The organism is uncultured Ruegeria sp. (assembly GCF_947504215.1).
GTDB lineage: Bacteria > Pseudomonadota > Alphaproteobacteria > Rhodobacterales > Rhodobacteraceae > Ruegeria.
In genome coordinates, this window is the sequence record NZ_CANNGO010000012.1 from 110,843 (window position 1) to 129,356 (window position 18,514).

At 52.8% G+C, this 18,514-nt stretch carries 10 protein-coding genes and 1 pseudogene; 5 read left to right on the forward strand and 6 right to left on the reverse strand.

Translation table 11 applies throughout. The features are described 5' to 3' along the window. Positions 1–72: 72 nt before the first annotated feature. Entirely contained in the window at positions 73–3,486 is a 3,414-nt protein-coding gene (locus Q1B21_RS18280) for a calcium-binding protein (protein WP_299891825.1), read from the reverse strand. Positions 3,487–3,507: 21 nt separating this feature from the next. Continuing rightward, positions 3,508–4,188 carry a hypothetical protein gene (locus Q1B21_RS18285; RefSeq protein WP_299891828.1) on the reverse strand — a complete coding sequence of 227 codons (681 nt, stop codon included), beginning with the start codon at positions 4,186–4,188 and terminating at the stop codon, positions 3,508–3,510. A gap of 888 nt (positions 4,189–5,076) precedes the next feature. On the opposite strand from Q1B21_RS18285, the gene Q1B21_RS18290 reads away from it, so the two are divergent. Next, positions 5,077–5,559, forward strand: coding sequence for a hypothetical protein (locus Q1B21_RS18290; RefSeq protein WP_299891831.1), 483 nt, complete (start codon positions 5,077–5,079; stop codon positions 5,557–5,559). A 429-nt stretch (positions 5,560–5,988) separates the two neighbouring features. Further along, positions 5,989–6,417: a hypothetical protein gene (locus Q1B21_RS18295; RefSeq protein ID WP_299891833.1), complete on the forward strand. Its 429-nt coding sequence runs from the start codon at positions 5,989–5,991 to the stop codon at positions 6,415–6,417. Positions 6,418–7,029: 612 nt separating this feature from the next. Here the strand turns inward: Q1B21_RS18295 and Q1B21_RS18300 are convergent. The 3 genes and pseudogenes from Q1B21_RS18300 to Q1B21_RS18310 all read right to left on the reverse strand — a co-directional run bounded on the left by Q1B21_RS18300 (position 7,030) and on the right by Q1B21_RS18310 (position 11,110). Then, positions 7,030–8,015: pseudogene (locus Q1B21_RS18300) on the reverse strand (integrase core domain-containing protein). A gap of 309 nt (positions 8,016–8,324) precedes the next feature. Continuing rightward, a complete protein-coding gene (locus Q1B21_RS18305) occupies positions 8,325–10,277 on the reverse strand; it encodes a DUF4231 domain-containing protein (RefSeq protein WP_299891836.1) in 1,953 nt (650 codons plus the stop codon). Positions 10,278–10,495: 218 nt separating this feature from the next. Next, positions 10,496–11,110, reverse strand: a complete 615-nt coding sequence (locus Q1B21_RS18310) for a hypothetical protein (RefSeq protein ID WP_299891839.1) — start codon at positions 11,108–11,110, stop codon at positions 10,496–10,498. Between the two features lie 243 nt (positions 11,111–11,353). Between Q1B21_RS18310 and Q1B21_RS18315 the strand changes: the two genes are divergently transcribed. Further along, a complete protein-coding gene (locus tag Q1B21_RS18315) occupies positions 11,354–14,881 on the forward strand; it encodes an SUMF1/EgtB/PvdO family nonheme iron enzyme (RefSeq protein ID WP_299891840.1) in 3,528 nt (1,175 codons plus the stop codon). Positions 14,882–14,940: 59 nt separating this feature from the next. Here Q1B21_RS18315 and Q1B21_RS18320 read toward each other — a convergent pair whose 3' ends face one another. After that, entirely contained in the window at positions 14,941–16,041 is a 1,101-nt protein-coding gene (locus Q1B21_RS18320; protein WP_299891843.1) for an EAL domain-containing protein, read from the reverse strand. Positions 16,042–16,051: 10 nt separating this feature from the next. On the opposite strand from Q1B21_RS18320, the gene Q1B21_RS18325 reads away from it, so the two are divergent. Both Q1B21_RS18325 and Q1B21_RS18330 read left to right on the forward strand, forming a co-directional pair. Next, the gene (locus Q1B21_RS18325) at positions 16,052–17,239 is read left to right on the forward strand and encodes a hypothetical protein (protein WP_299891846.1); all 1,188 of its coding nucleotides are present in this window, start codon (positions 16,052–16,054) and stop codon (positions 17,237–17,239) included. After that, positions 17,194–18,156, forward strand: coding sequence for a hypothetical protein (locus Q1B21_RS18330; protein WP_299891848.1), 963 nt, complete (start codon positions 17,194–17,196; stop codon positions 18,154–18,156). Before Q1B21_RS18325 ends, Q1B21_RS18330 begins: the two co-directional genes overlap by 46 nt. Positions 18,157–18,514: the final 358 nt, after the last annotated feature.

The window sequence follows — 18,514 nt, forward strand, 5'->3', positions numbered from 1 at the left end:
GGACGCATCTGTCGACAGGCTTCCAATCCGACAGCTAAAAAAGGGGCGTCTTGAAGCGCCCCTTTCGTTACTTCACACAAAAAAGCTGTTGGCCTGGTCCTGATCAAGGGTTGATGTCAGGAACGTATCGTAGTCGAGCGCTGTGCCATCGTTGAACACAAACTCGTCGAGACGGTACTTCTCCGATTGGTAAACAGTGCTGTAGGCGTTCAGAACCGTGATCGAACCCGCCATACCGGTGGCTCCTATTACCAAATCATCAACGCCATTGTTGTCCACGTCAAAGCGGAACGAAAATACATCCGTCTGGTCGATATCAGCGCCGAAGACCAGCCGGTCGTTTTCTGCTTGTTGCCCACTGAACACCGTGGTCTCGCCGATAGTATCGTTGCCCTCACCACCCCGGAACACGTAGTCGTCGCTTTCACCCGAGCCATCAAAGTGATCGTCGCCTGCGGTGCCCATGGTCGCAACGCGGAACTCGTTGCGGGTCATGGTGGTGCCATCGGAGAAGACAAACTCAGTCAGATGATGTTTGTTGCCGTAGATGTAGTCATCACCATCATCGAGAATGGTGATCGTGCCATCGCCGTTTTTCAGGCCAATGGTGAAATCGTGGTCACTGGCATCTCCACCGGTGTGCGTGTTGATCGAATAGAGATCATCGACCGTGATCCCTTCGCCAAATACGAGACGGTCGTTTTCGACATTCTGGCCTGTGCCTGCAATGGTCTCCCGAATAGTGTCGTTGCCTTCACCACCCCGAAACACGTAGTCGTCGCTTTCGCCCGAGCCATCAAAGTGGTCATCGCCATCCGTGCCCATGGTCGCAACGCGGAACTCGTTGCGAGTCAGTGTAGTGCCGTCAGAGAAGACAAACTCGGTCAGTTGGTGCTTATCTCCATAGATTGAATCATCACCATCATCGAGAATGGTGATCGTTCCGTCACCATTCTTCAGGCCGATGGTGAAATCGTGGTCACTGGCATCTCCACCGGTGTGAGTGCTGATCGAATAGAGATCATCGACCGTGATCCCCTCGCCAAATACGAGACGGTCGTTTTCGACATTCTGGCCTGTGCCTGCAGTGGTTTCCCGAATGGTGTCGTTACCTTCACCGCCTCGGAACACATAATCGTCGCTTTCGCCTGACCCTTCGAAATGATCATCACCGTCCGTACCCATGGTAGCAACGCGGAATTCGTTCCGAGCCAGCGTGGTGCCGTCAGAGAACACAAACTCCTGGATCTGCTGCTTATCAGCATAGATGCTGTTACTGGCATCATCGAGGATGGTGATCGTGCCGTCACCGTTCTTCAGGCCGATGGTGAAATCGAGAGAGCTTCCACTGCCGCCGGTGTGGGTGTTGACCGAATACAGATCGTCGATGGTGATGCCTTCGCCGAAGTGAAGCTTGTCGCCTTCGGCTGTTGTACCTGTTTCATCGATGATGTCGTCGCCTTCACCTTCTTTGAAGACATAACTGTCGGTGCCGCGCCCGCCCTTGAGCGTGTCGTTACCAGCCCCGCCGTGCAGGTAGTCGTTCTCATTGCTGCCATTGACGATGTCGTTGCCCGCTCCGGCATCTATGTGAGAGGCCTCAGTGACCGAAATGGTTTCTGAAGCGTCGGTGCCTGCGACAATTTCAACGTTTCCTTGAGCCTCGATGACAGCAAACAGTTCGTCTTCAGCGGTAAGGCCTGCTGCAACAGCGGCATCGAAGAGAAGTTGGTTGTAGTCTACCGAGCCATCACTCAGATCATGCTGGAACAGCCCAAGCGCAACATACACATTCTTAGCAGTTGCGTTCCCATCAAAAATAGACTGTTGAAGGACCTGCATAACATTGAGTAAATCCCCTTCCAGGGAGCGAGTTTGAGAACTGTACTGTTCGACCAGAGTGCTAAAAGCTGCGAAAGGATGGGATGAAAATTCGCCCAAATACGCTTCAAATGTCGAAGAATTCAAATGTGCACTAGAAGAGGCAGATTGTGCAATAAACCGACCAGCTAGCTTTTCCACAAGTTCATCAAAAAAGACCTCAAGATCCGAACCGCCTCTCGGGCCAGGCACAGACCCCCCTCCGCTCGCTATGAAATCGGTTCCATAAGCCTTCTCGAGGAACGCTAGATGTCGAGCGTCGATGAAGTTGCCACGGCTTGTAGGATCAACATCCGAGACTCCCGACCAGCTAAACACAAAACTTTTGAATGAATCCTTAAAGCTGCTGATGTCGCCGGTGTTTAGCTGGTTCAACAGATCGACAGACATTGTTCTCAAATGTTCATCCAATGAAAGAGCAACAGAAAGGGAATGAATTTTGCCATACCCAAATAATTCCGGCATCTTTTCGGCGTCTGGGTGGAACTGAAACCCCTCTGGAAGTAACGCAATGGAGTCTCTAAGTTCATTCTGAAAATGAACATCGTCGATTTGACCAGTAAGTCCATCATCGAATATCACAGTGCTACGGTCCGAAACCACATGTCCTTGATTTTCCTCGGAAATTGATTCTGAGTTCAAGTTAATGGCGACTATTTCCGCATCAGACAACGCAACCAGTTCACCTTCGTCTGAAAACCCATCTTGATCCCAATCGCGCCAGACAGTCAAACCTGCGAATTCCGCATCATTTGCATCAACTACGCCGTCACCATTAGTATCCAGCTCAGCCAACTGCAAAAATCCATTGTCAAAGCCTGTCATGTTTCCGAACAGCTCTGAGTTGTCGTCAATTATGCCGTTTCCGTTAACGTCAAATGCGAGCAAGCCATCGTCCGAATGAACCCAACCTGTTCTTTCAGCGAAACCGTCGACATTTAGATCAAAGTATGTTTGAGAACCGCTAAGAGGAGTTAACTCTATTCCGTCGCCGTCCAGATCGATAACTAACGGTGATGAAAGCGGATTTAAGAATGCGGCATCGTCGTGTAGATCACATCCCGCACCTCCGCCGCTTGGATCACGCCGACTGTCTTCATCATTTGGATTGCTTACATCGTCACCGCCGTACTCACCTGTTTCGGGGTCAACATCTCCATTAAAATTTGGATCATCATTATATTGACTGGGGAAGAAACTACGGTTGGTCAACTCATCATAAATTTGTCCTTCATAGTTGTCTAAATAGCTTAGCCACGGGTTGCTGGATCCTGACAGCCCAGATGCGGCTCCTATAACCGCTCCCTCCACAGCGGCTCCGATGGCTGTCGCCCAACCAGGCTTCTTTAGTACAGCACCAGCGAGCACAGTTGTGCCGGCTCCTAGAGTAGCAGCAAGGGCCAAAACGTTTTCCCCAGCATATGCGTAGGAGTTTGCGTAGCTTTTGGTTCCCTCAATGTAATCAAGCAAGTGATTGAGCTGTTGGTCCGTCAACTGAGATATATCAGCTGCTCCAGGCGGAGGGGGGCTCTCCCCATTAACCACCGCATCAGACCAGGCCTGCCCAATTTCGTTTGAATTGAGGTTGTCATTAGGACAATTCATTTGGAAATCCTCTTTGATACTTTAATTCAACGCGCAATCAGAAATAAGCGTTTCGAATTCTTCTACTAATTCCTCCACATCCGGGCCTTGCAGTAAGAGGGTCGGACCGAACGGCCCAACAACTTTTCCCGAAGGGCAATACTCTGTCGTGCCGCTTGAAAAGAAGTCGGTCACGCTATTGTTCAGCAAAAATTCTTGACTTGAAGCAATCGCCGCTTCCTTGCCGCGACCATACTTCTCGATTGCGGCTTGGCGACGAATTTTGGCTTTTGCCTTTAGATCGAAGGTCCGGGCTTCCCACTCTCCAACAGGAGAAAGCAAAATATGAAATCGCCACATTCCGTCGATTTCTCTGGCGTTCTTGTTTAGGAATCGCGCTTGGTGATGCCTCAGGTCATAGAAATACCGCACCGATTGGATAGTAGCACCCTTATCGCACGCATCTGAGTCCCTGACGCTTACCGTGATTCTGCATTGGTTCACTGAAGCTTCAACGATGTCGTACCTGGAACCTACGTATGCTCTCTTCAATGCCTCCGCGATTTTGGAGCTTTCTGCGCCTGAAATAGCACCCTGTGGCGCAACCAACAGAGACGCCAACAATAGTTTTGAAAGAAGAGGTACTGTCTTCAAAAAACTCACCGCGCTCTCCTTGAGCATGTATTGCCGTTGCAACATCACCCCAAAGATGAAGGAGTTCAACCATTCTGTCTGACATCCAGCTTAAGTGGATCCGAAAAGCGGCCTTTACATGAGGCTACAGAACCGTACTGCGGCAGCGTTCTAGGCGCATCCGGAATACGGACGTTTTTCTTGTGGTTCTGGAGGTGACTGCAAGGCATCGAGAACTTCACCAGAAAAACCGTTACGGAAATTTACGGCATCTTGACCCCAACTGGTTATCGTTTCTGCCTAGAACCTCATGGAAGTGGTTTGAGTCTCAGCAATGTGAGCTTGTCTCAAATAGTCTGAGCCCAGTCGCAACTATTGTGAGCCCTACAGAAAATACCGTCTCATATTATCTGAGCCGAAACTGCGGATGATCTCGCGCCCAAGCTGGGATAATCTCAAGCCGCAACACGTAGTGACCTGCGCCGCGTCCCGCCGGTGCCAGTCATCACCGATTGCTAGCCCCGAGGTTGACGCGAGCCCAAGAGTTCGCGTTTTATCAACTTTGTAAATTCGCCCATTTGAACCAACGAACAGAGCAGAACAGATTAGTAAATGGCATCAGACGACAGACCTTTGAGCTCTGACTACTCAGAACTCGAAACTCAACCAGGGCACATTCCATCTCGACCGCCGCCAAAGCGGAGTTGGGCGTTAAGTCGAAAACTAGTTTTGATCGTGGTTGGTGCGATTTTGTCGACCGCAGGTTATTTCATTTTTGTAGAACGACCGAAGCAAGCCTCGGCTGGCCCCACTTACACCAGTGGGGGCATAACCTGGCAAAGCGTTGAGCCAACGTGGTCTACGATGTGGGGTGCACACTCCCTCGACATGAAGGTTAATCCCTTGAGAATTAGGGGGAACTCCGACGGGACCTTCAAGGTTACGGGCACCCTCATTCGCTCCCTGTGTGGCTCAGTATTGACGAAGTTGCCTGACCCGCCTGACGGTGTTACACGCAAGGATGTTTATCGTCTCGGTTTCCAGTTTTATGACGCCAGGAACGGCACATCCACTGAGGCTTTCCCGGTACCAGTACAAGACGGGGCTTGCGTCGCATGGGACAATCAAGTGGTTTTTGAGTGGGGTTACCCAGCCCCACTGACCGGCTGGTCTCCAGTACGGTATGAAAGCCCTAGTAAAGAGAAGCTAACCATCTTCTTTGGCCGTCGAGGCGATACGATGGTTCCCTATGATCAGGTGGATCTCAAGTTGGCGTGCGAAGCACTTTTTTTGGAGTCTACTAAAAAGCTGCGCGCGATTCTGTCAGAAGTGAAAGAACTGGAAATTCGTGCGGTGAAGGGGGTTGTTTCCGCCTTCCTATGGGCAGGCGTTTATAAGTCGCAGCGGTTTCAAATCGTAGACGGCAAATGTCTCGCTCAGGGCGATATCATCGACGGATAGCACCACCATGCAGTTTTGCCAGGATCGCGAACAAGGGCCGGTGTGCGGACGAAACCTGACTAATGCAAATGCAGCAGTCAAATAGACCAAGAAAGTCCGGTAAGGGCTCGCTCTACCAGTTCATGAAATCCGCAGAGAATGGCGGCAGGGAGCCCAACCCGTGAATTCGAAATACTCGCTGCGCGCGCATCATCTTTAGCTCGGCAATGCGGCGTAAGGAGCGGCCATTCGAGCCGCGTGCGGCGAGATTTCGTCAGGCAATGAGCAAGACGCGGATAAATCATTGCTTCCGATGCCGCAGCCCAGTCAGTTCATTTGAGCTGATCACCCTGACGTTGATGGGCGACTGCAGAGAATGAAGTGGAAAAATTACGTGCAGTGTGCTCTTAATGACTTTGATTTACCATGTCGGGTACGGAGAGTTTAAGAATGAATGACGCACTGTCATCTGCCCTACCCACGCCGGAGCGGCCTAAGCTGACCTTTCAGCAAGACGAATTCTCCGTCAAACTGACATTGACTGATGATCCGAAATTCTGGTGGCGAGTCGAAAAGACCAATGGCGACACGCTACTGATCACAGACTTCATGCCGGGTGCGCAGAATGATCAGACCATGGCTATAGCTCTGAAGAATCTGATGGCGCAAAGCGGACAGACACCCCCTTTAACGGTGATCTTTCACGATCTGGTGCCCGGCTCGCCAGAACCCGGGGCCTACCGCATCCGTCTCAACGACGTCGCACAATCGCTCGAACGTTGGAGCCACATCGCCGCCGACCTAATGAATCTCAGCCTCGCCGACACGGAATTACAATCGCACCGGGGCAAATCCCGGATGATTGTCACCTTCAAGTAAGTGTTAAGGGTCTTGCGAGCCGCGATTGAAAACGTCGAGGATGCTTTGGTCGGGAAACTCCCGCAGCATTATCACTGTCTTGAGCACCGTCTCTAGATGGACGAACGGCAAAGCGACGACTTCTCCGGTGGCCTGAGGCGCGACCGCGCGGTCTATGTCGGGTCCGTGAAGAGTATCCGGCGTGCTCATGGAGAAATACGGTCCATCGTCGAGATTTCTTTGTTGTTGGGAACGTTAAACCCGGCACGGTTAAGGAAGGATTAAGACCACCAGCGACCTGTCTCGTCATTTGATCTTTCGGCGACAAACGAACTTCTGCCGAATAAGCGCGCATCTTCTCAGAGGTCAATAACCTAGGTGCAGGTCGTTTTCGACCGGATTAAAGATATCCACCGAGACCAGATACCTTGAACCGCCTCCTAGTTTCCCATGACCCAGAAGTAAGGATACTGGGTCATGGGAAACACGAAGAACGGAATACGTTATCCAGAGGAAATGCGCGCGCGAGCGGTGCAGAAGGTTTTGGATCACGAGAGCGAGAACGCGAGCAGATTAGCGGTCACCGTCGTAGAACTCGATCCAATAAAGCTCGTGCATAGCGCCATTGAAGTATTAGGTGTTTAGTCCCGGCATCTGATGGATCGGATTTAGGATTAATCGCTCTGGCTCTGAAGTCCAGACTTTGTAGATGCATTCGTAAGGGGTGAGCCCGCTTTGCGTCCTCAGTCTGCGGGCAAAATCATAGGCATCTAGGAAGTCGGCAAGATGGCCGCGCAACTGCTCGTGGTTGTCGTAGTGGTAACGTTTGGCCGTCGCATCCTTGATGGTGCGGTTCATCCGCTCGACCTGGCCATTGGTCCAAGGATGGTTCGGTTTGGTCAGTCGGTGTTCGATCTCATTTGCTTCGCAGATCATGTCGAAGCGCATGGGCCGAGAATAGACTGTGTTTCGGTTTCGGGGCTGATCTGCGAACTGGACGCCATTGTCCGTGAGAATGGTGTGGATTTTGTACGGAACGGTTTCCAGCAAACGAACCTTGCGATACAAATCCACGGTGAAGATCCTCCCGCCCTCCCTCCGTCACATAAGTAAGGGCAAAGGTGGACGACTTTTACGCCGCCCGCAGCGGGATTATCCCACCGCTACCGTGGCAGACTTTCCCACCGCCGGTCTCAGCCCTCCTCGGTTCTGACCTCAGCAATGTCGATGTGGAAATGGCCAATCGGGTAGCGCTTGAACTGCTGCCGCTTCGGCTTGTCACCCGCGACATCCGGCTGACGCGATATCCCGTGCCTCTTTGAGCAGCGATGCAAAGAAGAGCGCGTCAGATGCGGAATAGTCGGCTGCAACGCATAGAGACAGTCATCTAAAGGTAACAGCGTGTGCCCACGAAATGCGACGACCATGGCTTCCTCCTCTTCGCCGAGAACAGTGGAACGTGGCTCTTTCGGCCCAGTTTTCTGATCTTCGACCGTCTGTCGTTTGCGCCACTTCGCGACCGTCTTCGGATTGATCCCCAGTTCCCGGCTCAGCTCCGCGACCGAAGCTTGCGATCGCTGTATTGCTGCTCTGCCAGCGTGCGTGCCCTCTCGGCAGATTTGCTATGCAAATCGCCTGCCGGGTAACAGTACGTGGCGCTGCCATGACGAACTTGTCCCATAGTGCTTCCTTCCATTCCAACGAAAGAATCACACCATCCAACCATGGGATCAAACACCTAGCCCGCTGGCTGGATGAGGGCATTAGTCCAAACCAAATGTGCTTTGTTGCGACGCTCGGCCTGTGTGAAACAACGTGATTTGCAATCGCCCCAAGGCTGGCGTGTCTGATCTCGCACCGGACAGGTGCAAAATTTGCTGAGCGGCATCAGGTAGACCAACCGATTGGTCTCACATTCGGATCGGCTTCTAAAATCCAAACTCAAGACCACGATCTCCGAAAACCATACCCCACAACCGCAAGTCATCCGACAGTGTTCGCGTCGTCAATGCGATTAGTCTGCGCAACTCTACCCGATTGGGATGATCGCGGAGGGTTAAGAACTGCGACTCAAGGTCCTCCAGATCCTCTAGCATCCGTTCGGATTGTCTAGCTGCAGAGCGGAACTCACCGGTTACGCGGATACCAAACAAAGCTGCGCCGAAGACGGGAAGAACCCCCCCGGCGAATGTAGATACCGGCTTCACAACATCCTTGATCAAAGATTTGTCTTTGGCGACCAGGAAATTCCCATAGGCGAGCAGATAAACCAAGCCAGTAAGCATGGTGAGACCTAACAACACCAAAGAGGTGCGCTCCAGTCGATGCTCCAGCTTTCTCAGTCTATCATTATTGTCTTTGTGATATGAGATTTGCGGTTTGATCTCCTCCTGGACCAAAAAGTTGATCGTTAGCCGCAAGGCTGTGGCATCAATCACACCACTTGGCGGAGGGATTTCTCGGGTGCTTGCGCGCAGATACCAAATGACCCAGGCCTCTCCATATGTCATTCCTCCAAGATCGCTGTGTCGCAGTGGCGTACTTCCCATAAGAAATGGGGTGCGCACTGATCGAAACGCTTCGGCAAGACTTCGATAATCCAACCATTTTTGCTGCCATTTTCCTTTTCGTCCGCGCTTGGTGAGCAGTATGATCGAGAAGATGCAAATCAGTTCGGCGATCACAAGCGCGGCTTTAGCGCCAAGCACCAAGGCTGGATCGGTCACCTTCGGTTCGACGATTAGGATCGCAAGACCCAAGAGAACAGCAAGCGCAGCCAACAGAAAGTTCAAGACATTTGTACTACGGAACAATGATCCGTAATGGTTAGCGAGGTTGTCTGCAAATTCCCATCGAGTTTGGATCGAACTAGACAGGTGATTGGCATATGCATCGCCACCAATATCAGTAGCGCTTTGGTGCAAAGCATCCCATTGCGGTGCGGCAAAAGTCACTGAGCCCCGGTAATCTGGACGAAACCCCTCGCGCCATCTACCCAAGAACAGACGTTGAAGCAGAATGTATCCAAGCGCCCAAGACCTCGTACGGCTGCGTTCGTTGCGGAAGTCAGAAATACACTTATCTGGCGTGCGTTCTTCATTTTCATGCGTGTTGCGTCGCGTTGGCTCCGGAGTTGGCAGAGTCAGGTAGGAGCGCACAGCCCTGCCGAGGCCGCCGCAGGTTTCGTCGGCATCTTTATTGATCTTTAAGTCTTCCCACTGCCATTGTTCGTACCTTTGCTCCTGGCCCGACGCGCGCGACCAAAGGCGCATCTGTCCGTCCAACTGGACCCAGATAACAATGTGACCCTTGCGTTGTGCTTCTGCTACGACTTCAGCAGTGCCGCCTGCGCCTCTGCCTGGTTCGCCGTCCCATACCGCGATCACCACATCACTATGGGCCAGAATTAAGCGACCGACCGACGCGTATGCAGCCTCAGCGGCAATTGCTGGGCCGAGATCCAGTTCCATCCGAGCACCCACGCCCTTTTTGGCGTTCCACAGTCGGTCAAAATCGGCCTTCTCCTCTGAGGAAAATCCCTGCCATTCGACGTATTTTGCTCGCGGTGCGGGCAAAACATAGTTGAGTTTATAACCTGCTTTCGACGCAACACTAGCTGAGAACGTATCGCTCCCGGCCGCAAGTGCTGTCAAAAACCGTAGGTCAGGTTCCACGTCTGGCGTATAGTAGGCCTCTGATCCTGACGCATCTGCTTCCGCCTGCACGGATTGAGTTACCTGCTTCAAACAAGTCAGAGCTAAGTTAATGCTCCGCTCGAGAACCTCGATGTTCACGCCATTTAACCGGTTCGGGCGGTGGCCTGTCACGCCGACTCTTAAAGCAAGTTTTGGGGGCAAAAATGGGGAAACACCAAAGTCCATACAACTTTCCGAACATCACGCGATGAAATCAAATACTGGAAGTCGTAATAGAGATTTTGTGCAGCGTCCAACACCAAATCGCGAGAGCGGCGATCTGGATCAGATCCTCCGTGATTCGCGTATCAGCTTACACAAGGACTGAGAACCGCTTCGAGCCAATGGCAGAGACCGCCAGCCTTACACAGAGGCTCTTATCACCCGCCTCAGCGCGGGTTGTATCATTGGCTTTGATGCACCATTGACTTCAGCTGTTCCGGCCCAACATCGATGCCGTGTGATGTAGCAAAGTCTGCGAGAAACGCCAGGATATCGCCATGCGCGGTGACGAGGTTGTCCAAAGGGCTGTCTTCGATCACGTCTCCGCTTGGCTCAACGAAGAGGTTAAGGCCCCATGTGTTGATACCATCCTCCACTGTGCGGATCGTTTTCGACGTCACTCTGCTGGAATTGCACGTCGTGAGGGCCCGTCTAGTGGCGTCTGCAAAGGTCTTGATAGCCCTTGCCAAATAGCTTTCATTCACCCGGTCAGGATCCGCGAAGTCTGGCGTTGTGGTCCATACGTGTTCTGAAAAGCGAAATTTCAAAACAAGTTTCGATGGAAACCACCTAGAACTTGCCTCCGAACTCCATACCGCCGGTTCTGATCGGACATCCTTTGTGACATTCCATCCGTTCAGACTCTCCCGACCATGCTGCGCGTCGCTCACCGAGTTGTGTACGGCGGCAAACACACAAGCGTCCTCTCCCAGAAAGCCAAACTGCTCATATGAAATGCCGGTAAGTAGGTTGGGCATAATGTCGCCGAACGCGACATGCTGGGGAGTGTCATCCATGTAGGCAGACCTTGTGCAAGAGCGACACGCTCCTTATGGCATCGAATTCGTTAACAGGGGGTAAACCAAGTTGTTTGCCTCGGAACCCGGCGAGGTCTTTGGCCTGTCTAATCTTGATGGATAGCGATACCTGCCATCGCGTTCCGCAACACTTTCCGAAGTTTCCTGACCCCTCAAAAAAACGAAAACGCTTTTCAATCCGAGGGGTGTTTGCATAACTTCGCGGAAAGATAGGGGAGCGGAATGGCGAGAGTGTTTATTTCTTATCGTCGCAACTCGATACGCGATGTGCAGAAATTGGTGCACGCCGTTCAGGGTTTTGGGTATGGTGGCGTGGAGTTTGATCGCGCCCGCGACGACAGTGGGCTCGTTGCCGGAGACGTTTGGAGGGCTTGGATCGAGTATCAAATCCGCGGCTCTCGGGCGGTCATTTTTATAATGACGCCCGACTGGTTCGGCTCTGAGATTTGTATTCAGGAGTTTGTTTGGGCCCGGCGCCATGGAGCACGCATCATCCCGGTTTCTACGGAGCCCGTTGATGAAAACCAAAGCCCGCGGCTTCCAGACGTTGATCCCAAACTGTTCAACAGTGTAATGCCGGACAACGAGCTCTTCGGCTCTTATAGTGAATTCAACATCATTCTGAACACCCTTAATTATCGCAGTCTCGACATCGACGCGTTGCGCGAAACCGGAGAACTTAGCGACGACGACGCCGTGACCTTGCGGCGTGACCTGCGGCGGGCGGGTGTGGACCCGGAAAACTTCCCATTCGATGTGGGCAAGCACGAGCTTTATCCCGGGCTCGAAGCCATGGGCGAAGAACACGCGGGGGTGTTTTTCGGGCGCAACTTGCAGATTGATAACTTCTTTCACATCGCCGAAGAAATGCGGAGATTCGAACCGAATTTTGATGAAAGCAAATTTGATTACCCATCCGTCACGCCGGACGAAAAGCGCTTCGCGGTTGATGAAAACGGGAACCCTGAAAACCGTCTAATTGTATGTCTTGGCGCTTCTGGTGCCGGAAAATCGTCGTTTCTAAACGCAGGCCTGTTGCGACGTCTCAAGCTGCGACATGATCAGTATTACTGCCTCGATGTGGTACGGCCCGAGCGGTTCCCGATCACCGGAACGCGCGGTCTGGTCGCGGCTCTGAGCAAGGCGCTCATTGGCCAAGGTCGATCTCTGGAAGGTCTTCCTGATCAGCCAATCGGTGGAATTGATACCTCGAAAGAAGCACTGACCCGGCGACTGCAGGACGAAGGTGTCGACTTCCTGATCTTTGCACTCTTGGAGCTACAGAATGATCTGACTGCAAAACGAGCAAATAGCCTAAACTATCCAGATAGGGGAGATCGCCCGGACAACCCTGCCATCCCCCAAAAACCCGTCAGCATTCTTCTGATGATTGATCAGGGGGAAGAGATGTTTCCCGGTGACTCAGCCTCGAACCACACTAGGCAAGAAGCCAAGACACTGCGAGACCTCGTTGGTAGCATGTTGGTCAAGTTGACCGATCGCGACAAATTCCAGAAAGCATCAGACCTGCATGTCATTGTTATGATCGTCATGCGCACCGACACCTTCCCGCGCTTGCAGAGCGACGAAACTCTGGGAAAGACACTCCGAAAGCGGAGTTTTCTGGACCTGCCGCAATTGCCTGCGGAAGACTACGGGACTGTGATACGTAAACCGGCTGAGCGCCGAGACATCGCGCTATCATTGGATGTGAAGCTTATCGACCGGATCATCAGCGATTTGGGCGGCGCAGGGACCATGACCGACAATGGCGACCTTCCAAGTCGTGGCGACGCCCTGCCATTGATCGCTTTTGTCATGGGCCGACTTTGGGATCGCTGCGTCAAGGGCCTGTCCCAAGAAGAACGCCGCGGCAAACTGCAGATTTCCCTATCGGACTACGAAAAAATTGCCCGTGACAGTGGGCACGAGGGTCTTAGTGGTGTGTTGACCTTGGCGGTTGATGAAGCCCTAGCAGGGTTGCGCACACAACACAGCGACATTCCAACGGACTTAAATGATCGCCTAAGGCGCATCTTTATCCCGGCCCTCGCCTCGGTGAATGAGCGCGAACGCCAACCCCTGCGGCGCATCGCGGCCATGGAAGAATTCGATAAGCGGCACGGGTTCGATACCATTGACAGATTGATTATTGACAAGTTGGTCGACGACGCCCGCATCCTGATCAAGCGAACAATCGAAAACAGGACCCCGCAGGGGGTCGAGACCACCGAGGTCGTCGAGGTGGCTCATGAGGCTGTGTTGCGAAGTTGGCCATTGTTGAAAGAGTGGCTGGACAAGGCAACAGACTCGCTTGGCATCATCAATATCGCCGAGGCCGACGACAAACGCAGGAAGGCGCGTTTGCAGTCCGAAAACTTCACAACCGAAAAATGCAGATATGAGCTCGAGCAGGAGCTTTATGATCAAGGTCGTCTGGACCTGCTCTACGAGGCGCTTGACGATGTCGGGCTCGCACCTAGAACCACCGAGATCGATCCGCCGAAGCGGATGATCGACCTCATAGACTTCATGAAGCCGGAAAAGGACCGCCTGATTAAAGAGCTTTCAGCCCGTGATGGAGAGGGCGACCAAATCAAACCGGTGGCTGATCACCAACGCCGATCTGACATCGGCAACCGACTTGCAACGCTCGGCGATACGCGACCGGGCGTGGGTATCTGGACACGCGACGCGATTAGGAAGCTTCGGGTAGAGAACTCGAACAGGATGCGCTTCGGGTTTGATGTTGACCTAGAGCAAGACAAGCGCGCCGAATTGATCAAGGCGGAATTCGATGACGGTTGGGACGGGCTACCAGATATTGTCTGGTGCTACGTGCCGCCTGGGCGGGTGACTTTGCAATTGGGATTGGACTCAAACGGAGCCCCGAACGGAACAAAATCCGTCACGCGGGACATCGTGCAAGGGTTTTGGATGGCCAAGTACCCGATCACAATCGCGCAGTTCAATACGTTCTCGCGCGACTTCAATACCGATACAGGCAAGTATAATGACGGCCCCTTGTGGGAGACTTACGCAAACGAAACTTATTGGCGTGGTGCTCCCCGAGAGGAAACACAAGGCTCAAGTAGTCCCAAGCTGCCTTTTGGGCAGCATTTTCGCATCGAAACTGACCCCCATTGGAACTATGCAGCTCAGTTTGTGAACTGGTTCTCATCGGTCGCCTATGGTCGATGGTTAACCGATCGATACAGACGTTTAGGGCTCATCAGCTCGGCGAACGAGACACGGCTTGCCACAGAATGGGAATGGCTGCTAGCCGCGACCGGCGGTGATAACCGTCTCTATCCGTGGGGAGATGCCTGGATGGAAGGCATGCTATCGCGCAATGCCGAGACTGGGGCATCCGGTCCGTCTGCTGTTGGCCTCTACCACCGCTTGGGGGATGCGCCAACGGGGGTCTCCGATCTGAGCGGGCTTCATCACGAGTGGTGTCTGAACCACCTTGAGCCTAAGAACTTCGATGATGACCCGTATGTGTGTCACCGAGACCAGTACCGACCCAGCCGCGGTGGTGGCTACTTCACACGCAGATTCCCGGATGGTCCTCTGAAAGACCTTGATCCGGAGTTTGCGGTGTCCGTACATGGTCGGTTGGAAGACACAGCGATGGGCGAGAACGAACAATCGGGGCGCATTCGAACCGCGCTTCGCCTCATCTGCACCGGCTTCGCCGAAAAAGCGAAGGAACGCATTGCCTTCGTTGATAAATTCGAAGGCCTCTAACGGCTACGCACAATCGGTTTGCCAACTCTTCGGCTATCTACGGGTTTGGCGACTTAACTTCATTGCGACCAGTCCTTGAGACCGTGCTCCCACAGCTCTGGGACACCAAACCCGTAACCCTGAAGATACTCGATCTTTTGTTCACGTAGGAACGCCAATGCTTCCCCATCGGATGCCATTTCCGCCACGAGTTGAATTCCGAGGTGCTGCGCCAGTGTCGCGATGGCCGTCACGAACGCGGCCCCTTGTGTGTCATGCGGCAACCCGCGGACATAGGACCCGTCGATTTTAAGCATATCCGGTTTCAAGTCACGCAGATGTCCAAAAGACAGAAAACCCACACCAAAGTCATCGAGCGCCACCCGTGCGCCGCAGTTTTGGATGAACGCCACCCGCTCACACGCCAACATGCTGTCGCTAATAGCTGTCGCTTCGATAATCTCAATTATCATGCGATGGACGATATCCGGGTTGTGCTTGTAGAAACTTTCGAATCTATCAAACCAGTCTTGATCTGCAAAAGTTTGAGGAGAAATATTGACCGATAGGCGTTCGTGCGGGTGCCTAAGCAACCAAAGAGCGGCAAGGTCCAACACGCGGCGATCCAAATGGCGTGAAAAGCCAAGTGAATTTATCCCCGACACCAGAGATGTCATCGGCATCAAGTCACCTCCGGGTAAGACTACTCGGACCAAACACTCCCGACTGAGGATCTGAGAAGGGTCGTCGGCGCGCACAATCGGCTGGAGCGCGATCCGCACCCGGTCCTCTGTAAGCGCGTTGGCAATTTCGAATGCATTCTCGCGGTTTTGCAACATCGAGTCCCGTGCATCTTGATCGTCCAGACTATGGACCACCAGAACATTTTCCGCAGAGGTCGCTCGTTTCCTCGGATATCGCTCAAGTATGTTTTGGATCGGCAAGCCCAATCGCTCTGATGCGACCGCCTGATAAATATGGACGGAAACAGTGGCAGGCACAGGCCCTTCCGCGGTAACAACTGGCTCTTTCGCGATGTCTCTTTGAAATTGAGCGAACCGGTTCTGTAGCGATACGACATCCGGTCCTCGGGTCATAATCGCAAAGTCGATCAAAGGGATGCGAGTAATCTCTTCGTGAGGCTTTGACGTGTACTCAAGTCTTCGATGAACCTCACTCATCAAAGCGTCAATGACCGCGGCACCGAAAGCCTGGTTCAAGCGTGCCATGTCGTCGACACGAACGACCACCGGTATGTGGGGTTCTACCATTAATTCCGACGTTCCCCCCTTCACTTTTTGCAGCCCTCAACCAAGTGCACCTGAGTGTTTCAATACGCCATGGCGCAGCATATGCACCCAGTTTGTTTGTTTGGCCAGTGTTGCAACGCTTGTCAATCTTGCCACACTGGCCCAGAAAGACTTCGTCCGGACATGGCGGCGGGCTTTTTTGTACCCGGGGGTTTCAGTGCCCAATCAGGCGCTTCTGAATAAATTTGCGCAGCTCTCCCCGTTTGGTGAGCGTTGTGACACGGCAGAAATTTTCAACCTGTTCTGCCGGGTGGCGCGTCTTTCTTATGAAGGTCGCCCTTGCAAGGGGGTAATCCTGATGGTCAGCGAACTGGATTACCAACCTGATGATCTCATCTTCCTGAGCGCACCCCTCAATGAGTTCAGTGCGTACGGCTTGCGAAAACTGTTGGAAATAAGCTCTTACGATACGCCACTGTGGTTCGATGGAGAGTGCGTCATCGGATATGGCACGACTCCTGCCATACGCCAAAACGCGCGTGTTGTGTTTCACGACGATGCTCGGTGGACGGTGGACATCGGCGGTGTTGCGGAACTTTCTGTGCCACAAGGAGAACCTGAGACCGAGCTACCGGTACTGTTGAAAGACTCTTTTTTTGAGCATCTTAGGGGCTTGTTTCCAAAGATTGCCCCAGATCAACTCCAAAGGATTTGGGGCATTGCACAGGCTGCCATCGGACAGTCTTGCGGCATCAATATACTTTTCTCGCCCCGAGCACATGAAGAAAGCAGGCGTCTGGCGGCTCAGTGCATTCCCGTCGATCCAAGGCCACTCACGCCGGAGTTGGTGCGAGAGTTGGCAAAAATTGATGGTACGACACTTTCAGATATCAATGGGCAAGTTCACGCGCTCTCCGCGATACTCGATGGAGATCACAGTCCAAAAGGGTCCTGGGAACGTGGAGGGCGATACAACTCGGCTGTCAATTACGTCTTGAACCAAGACGTGCCATCCATGATTCTGACGGTGTCACAGGATGGCGGCATCGAAGTTCTACCGCCGATCGATCGAAGCAAAGAGCCATGGATCCAGAAGAGATACGGAAAGCTGAACTCCACTGTCACTTGATTGGTGTTATTGATGCGTCGCTGCTAAACAAGCTTCCGCACTTTGGATCTGATCCCCTTTTGGATCCGACCGAAATACTCCCGCCTGAAAAGGTCAACGGTCAGGATGGTTTTCTGGCCTGGCTAGAGAGCCTCGGACCTTATCGCAATGCGTCTTGGACCGCGTTCCTACCAATTGTTCAGGCCCATCTGAACAACCTGCGTAAACAGAACGTGGTGTATGCCGAGATAATGATCTCACCGATCATGTTTTCAGGTGTACTAGATGCCGCGATTGTAGAGCTTCGCCAGTTTGTCGAAGAAACACAAAGGCTTTCACAGGACGCTCCGATAATACGTTACCTTTTCGTAATCCCCCGGTCGGCAACGGTCGAAATGATAGCGAAGGATACCCAGTTTTTTCTTGCCGCAAAGCAAGAGCGCTTAATCGTTGGAGCGGCTGTTGTTGGGTTGAGCCACGAACAAGACCTAAGACAATTGTTCCCGATGCTGAGCACGCTAAAGGACCATGGCTTGGGGATAGAGATACATACTGGTGAACACACAGAGGCGGCAGAAGTTCAAGAGGTTTTAAACTCCGGCCTCGCCGACCGCTTGGGTCACGCGATTTCCGGCTTTTCAGCTCCCGATATCATTGATGCCATGGCCCGTGCGTCGATCCACGTTGAATTCTGTCCCACGAGCAACCTTAAAACCGGTGTGATCGCGTCGGCAAACGATCTACCCATCCGCCAAGCGCTCGATAACAATATCGCCTTTTCGATCAATACTGACGACCCCGGTGCCTTTGGATGTTCGCTTACGGGCGAGTTCTCATTGATTGCAGAGGCCCACGAGTTGGACGCAAGTGTTTTGCACCAGATTTATCGCGATACGATCCGCGCGGCCTTCGATCCGAATCTCGAGCTGCCCGGATGAGTCGATTGTTTTTTATGGCGTTGGCCGAATGCCTCGATAGCAGGTACGCACGGATGATTACAGCATCAGCGAATGACCGGTGTTGCGAAGTTCCTTACATATCAGAACGCAAGCTTCTGCACATGCGGGGGAATGCTGCGTCAGCAGCATGGCCAATCATCAATGTCCGGTTGGTCCGCTTCACCGCCATCTGCGTGCCACTCAGGGAATGTCCGGTTTACGTGGTTCGCGATCTGCTGCATGAGCGAAAGTCCGAGGTGTGATCAAGGTCTGGTAGGGAGCGGCGGTTTCAACGGGTGAGCGCAACACTTTATTCTTTTTGGAAAGATGGAGTGTGAGAGATGAAATATCGGACGCG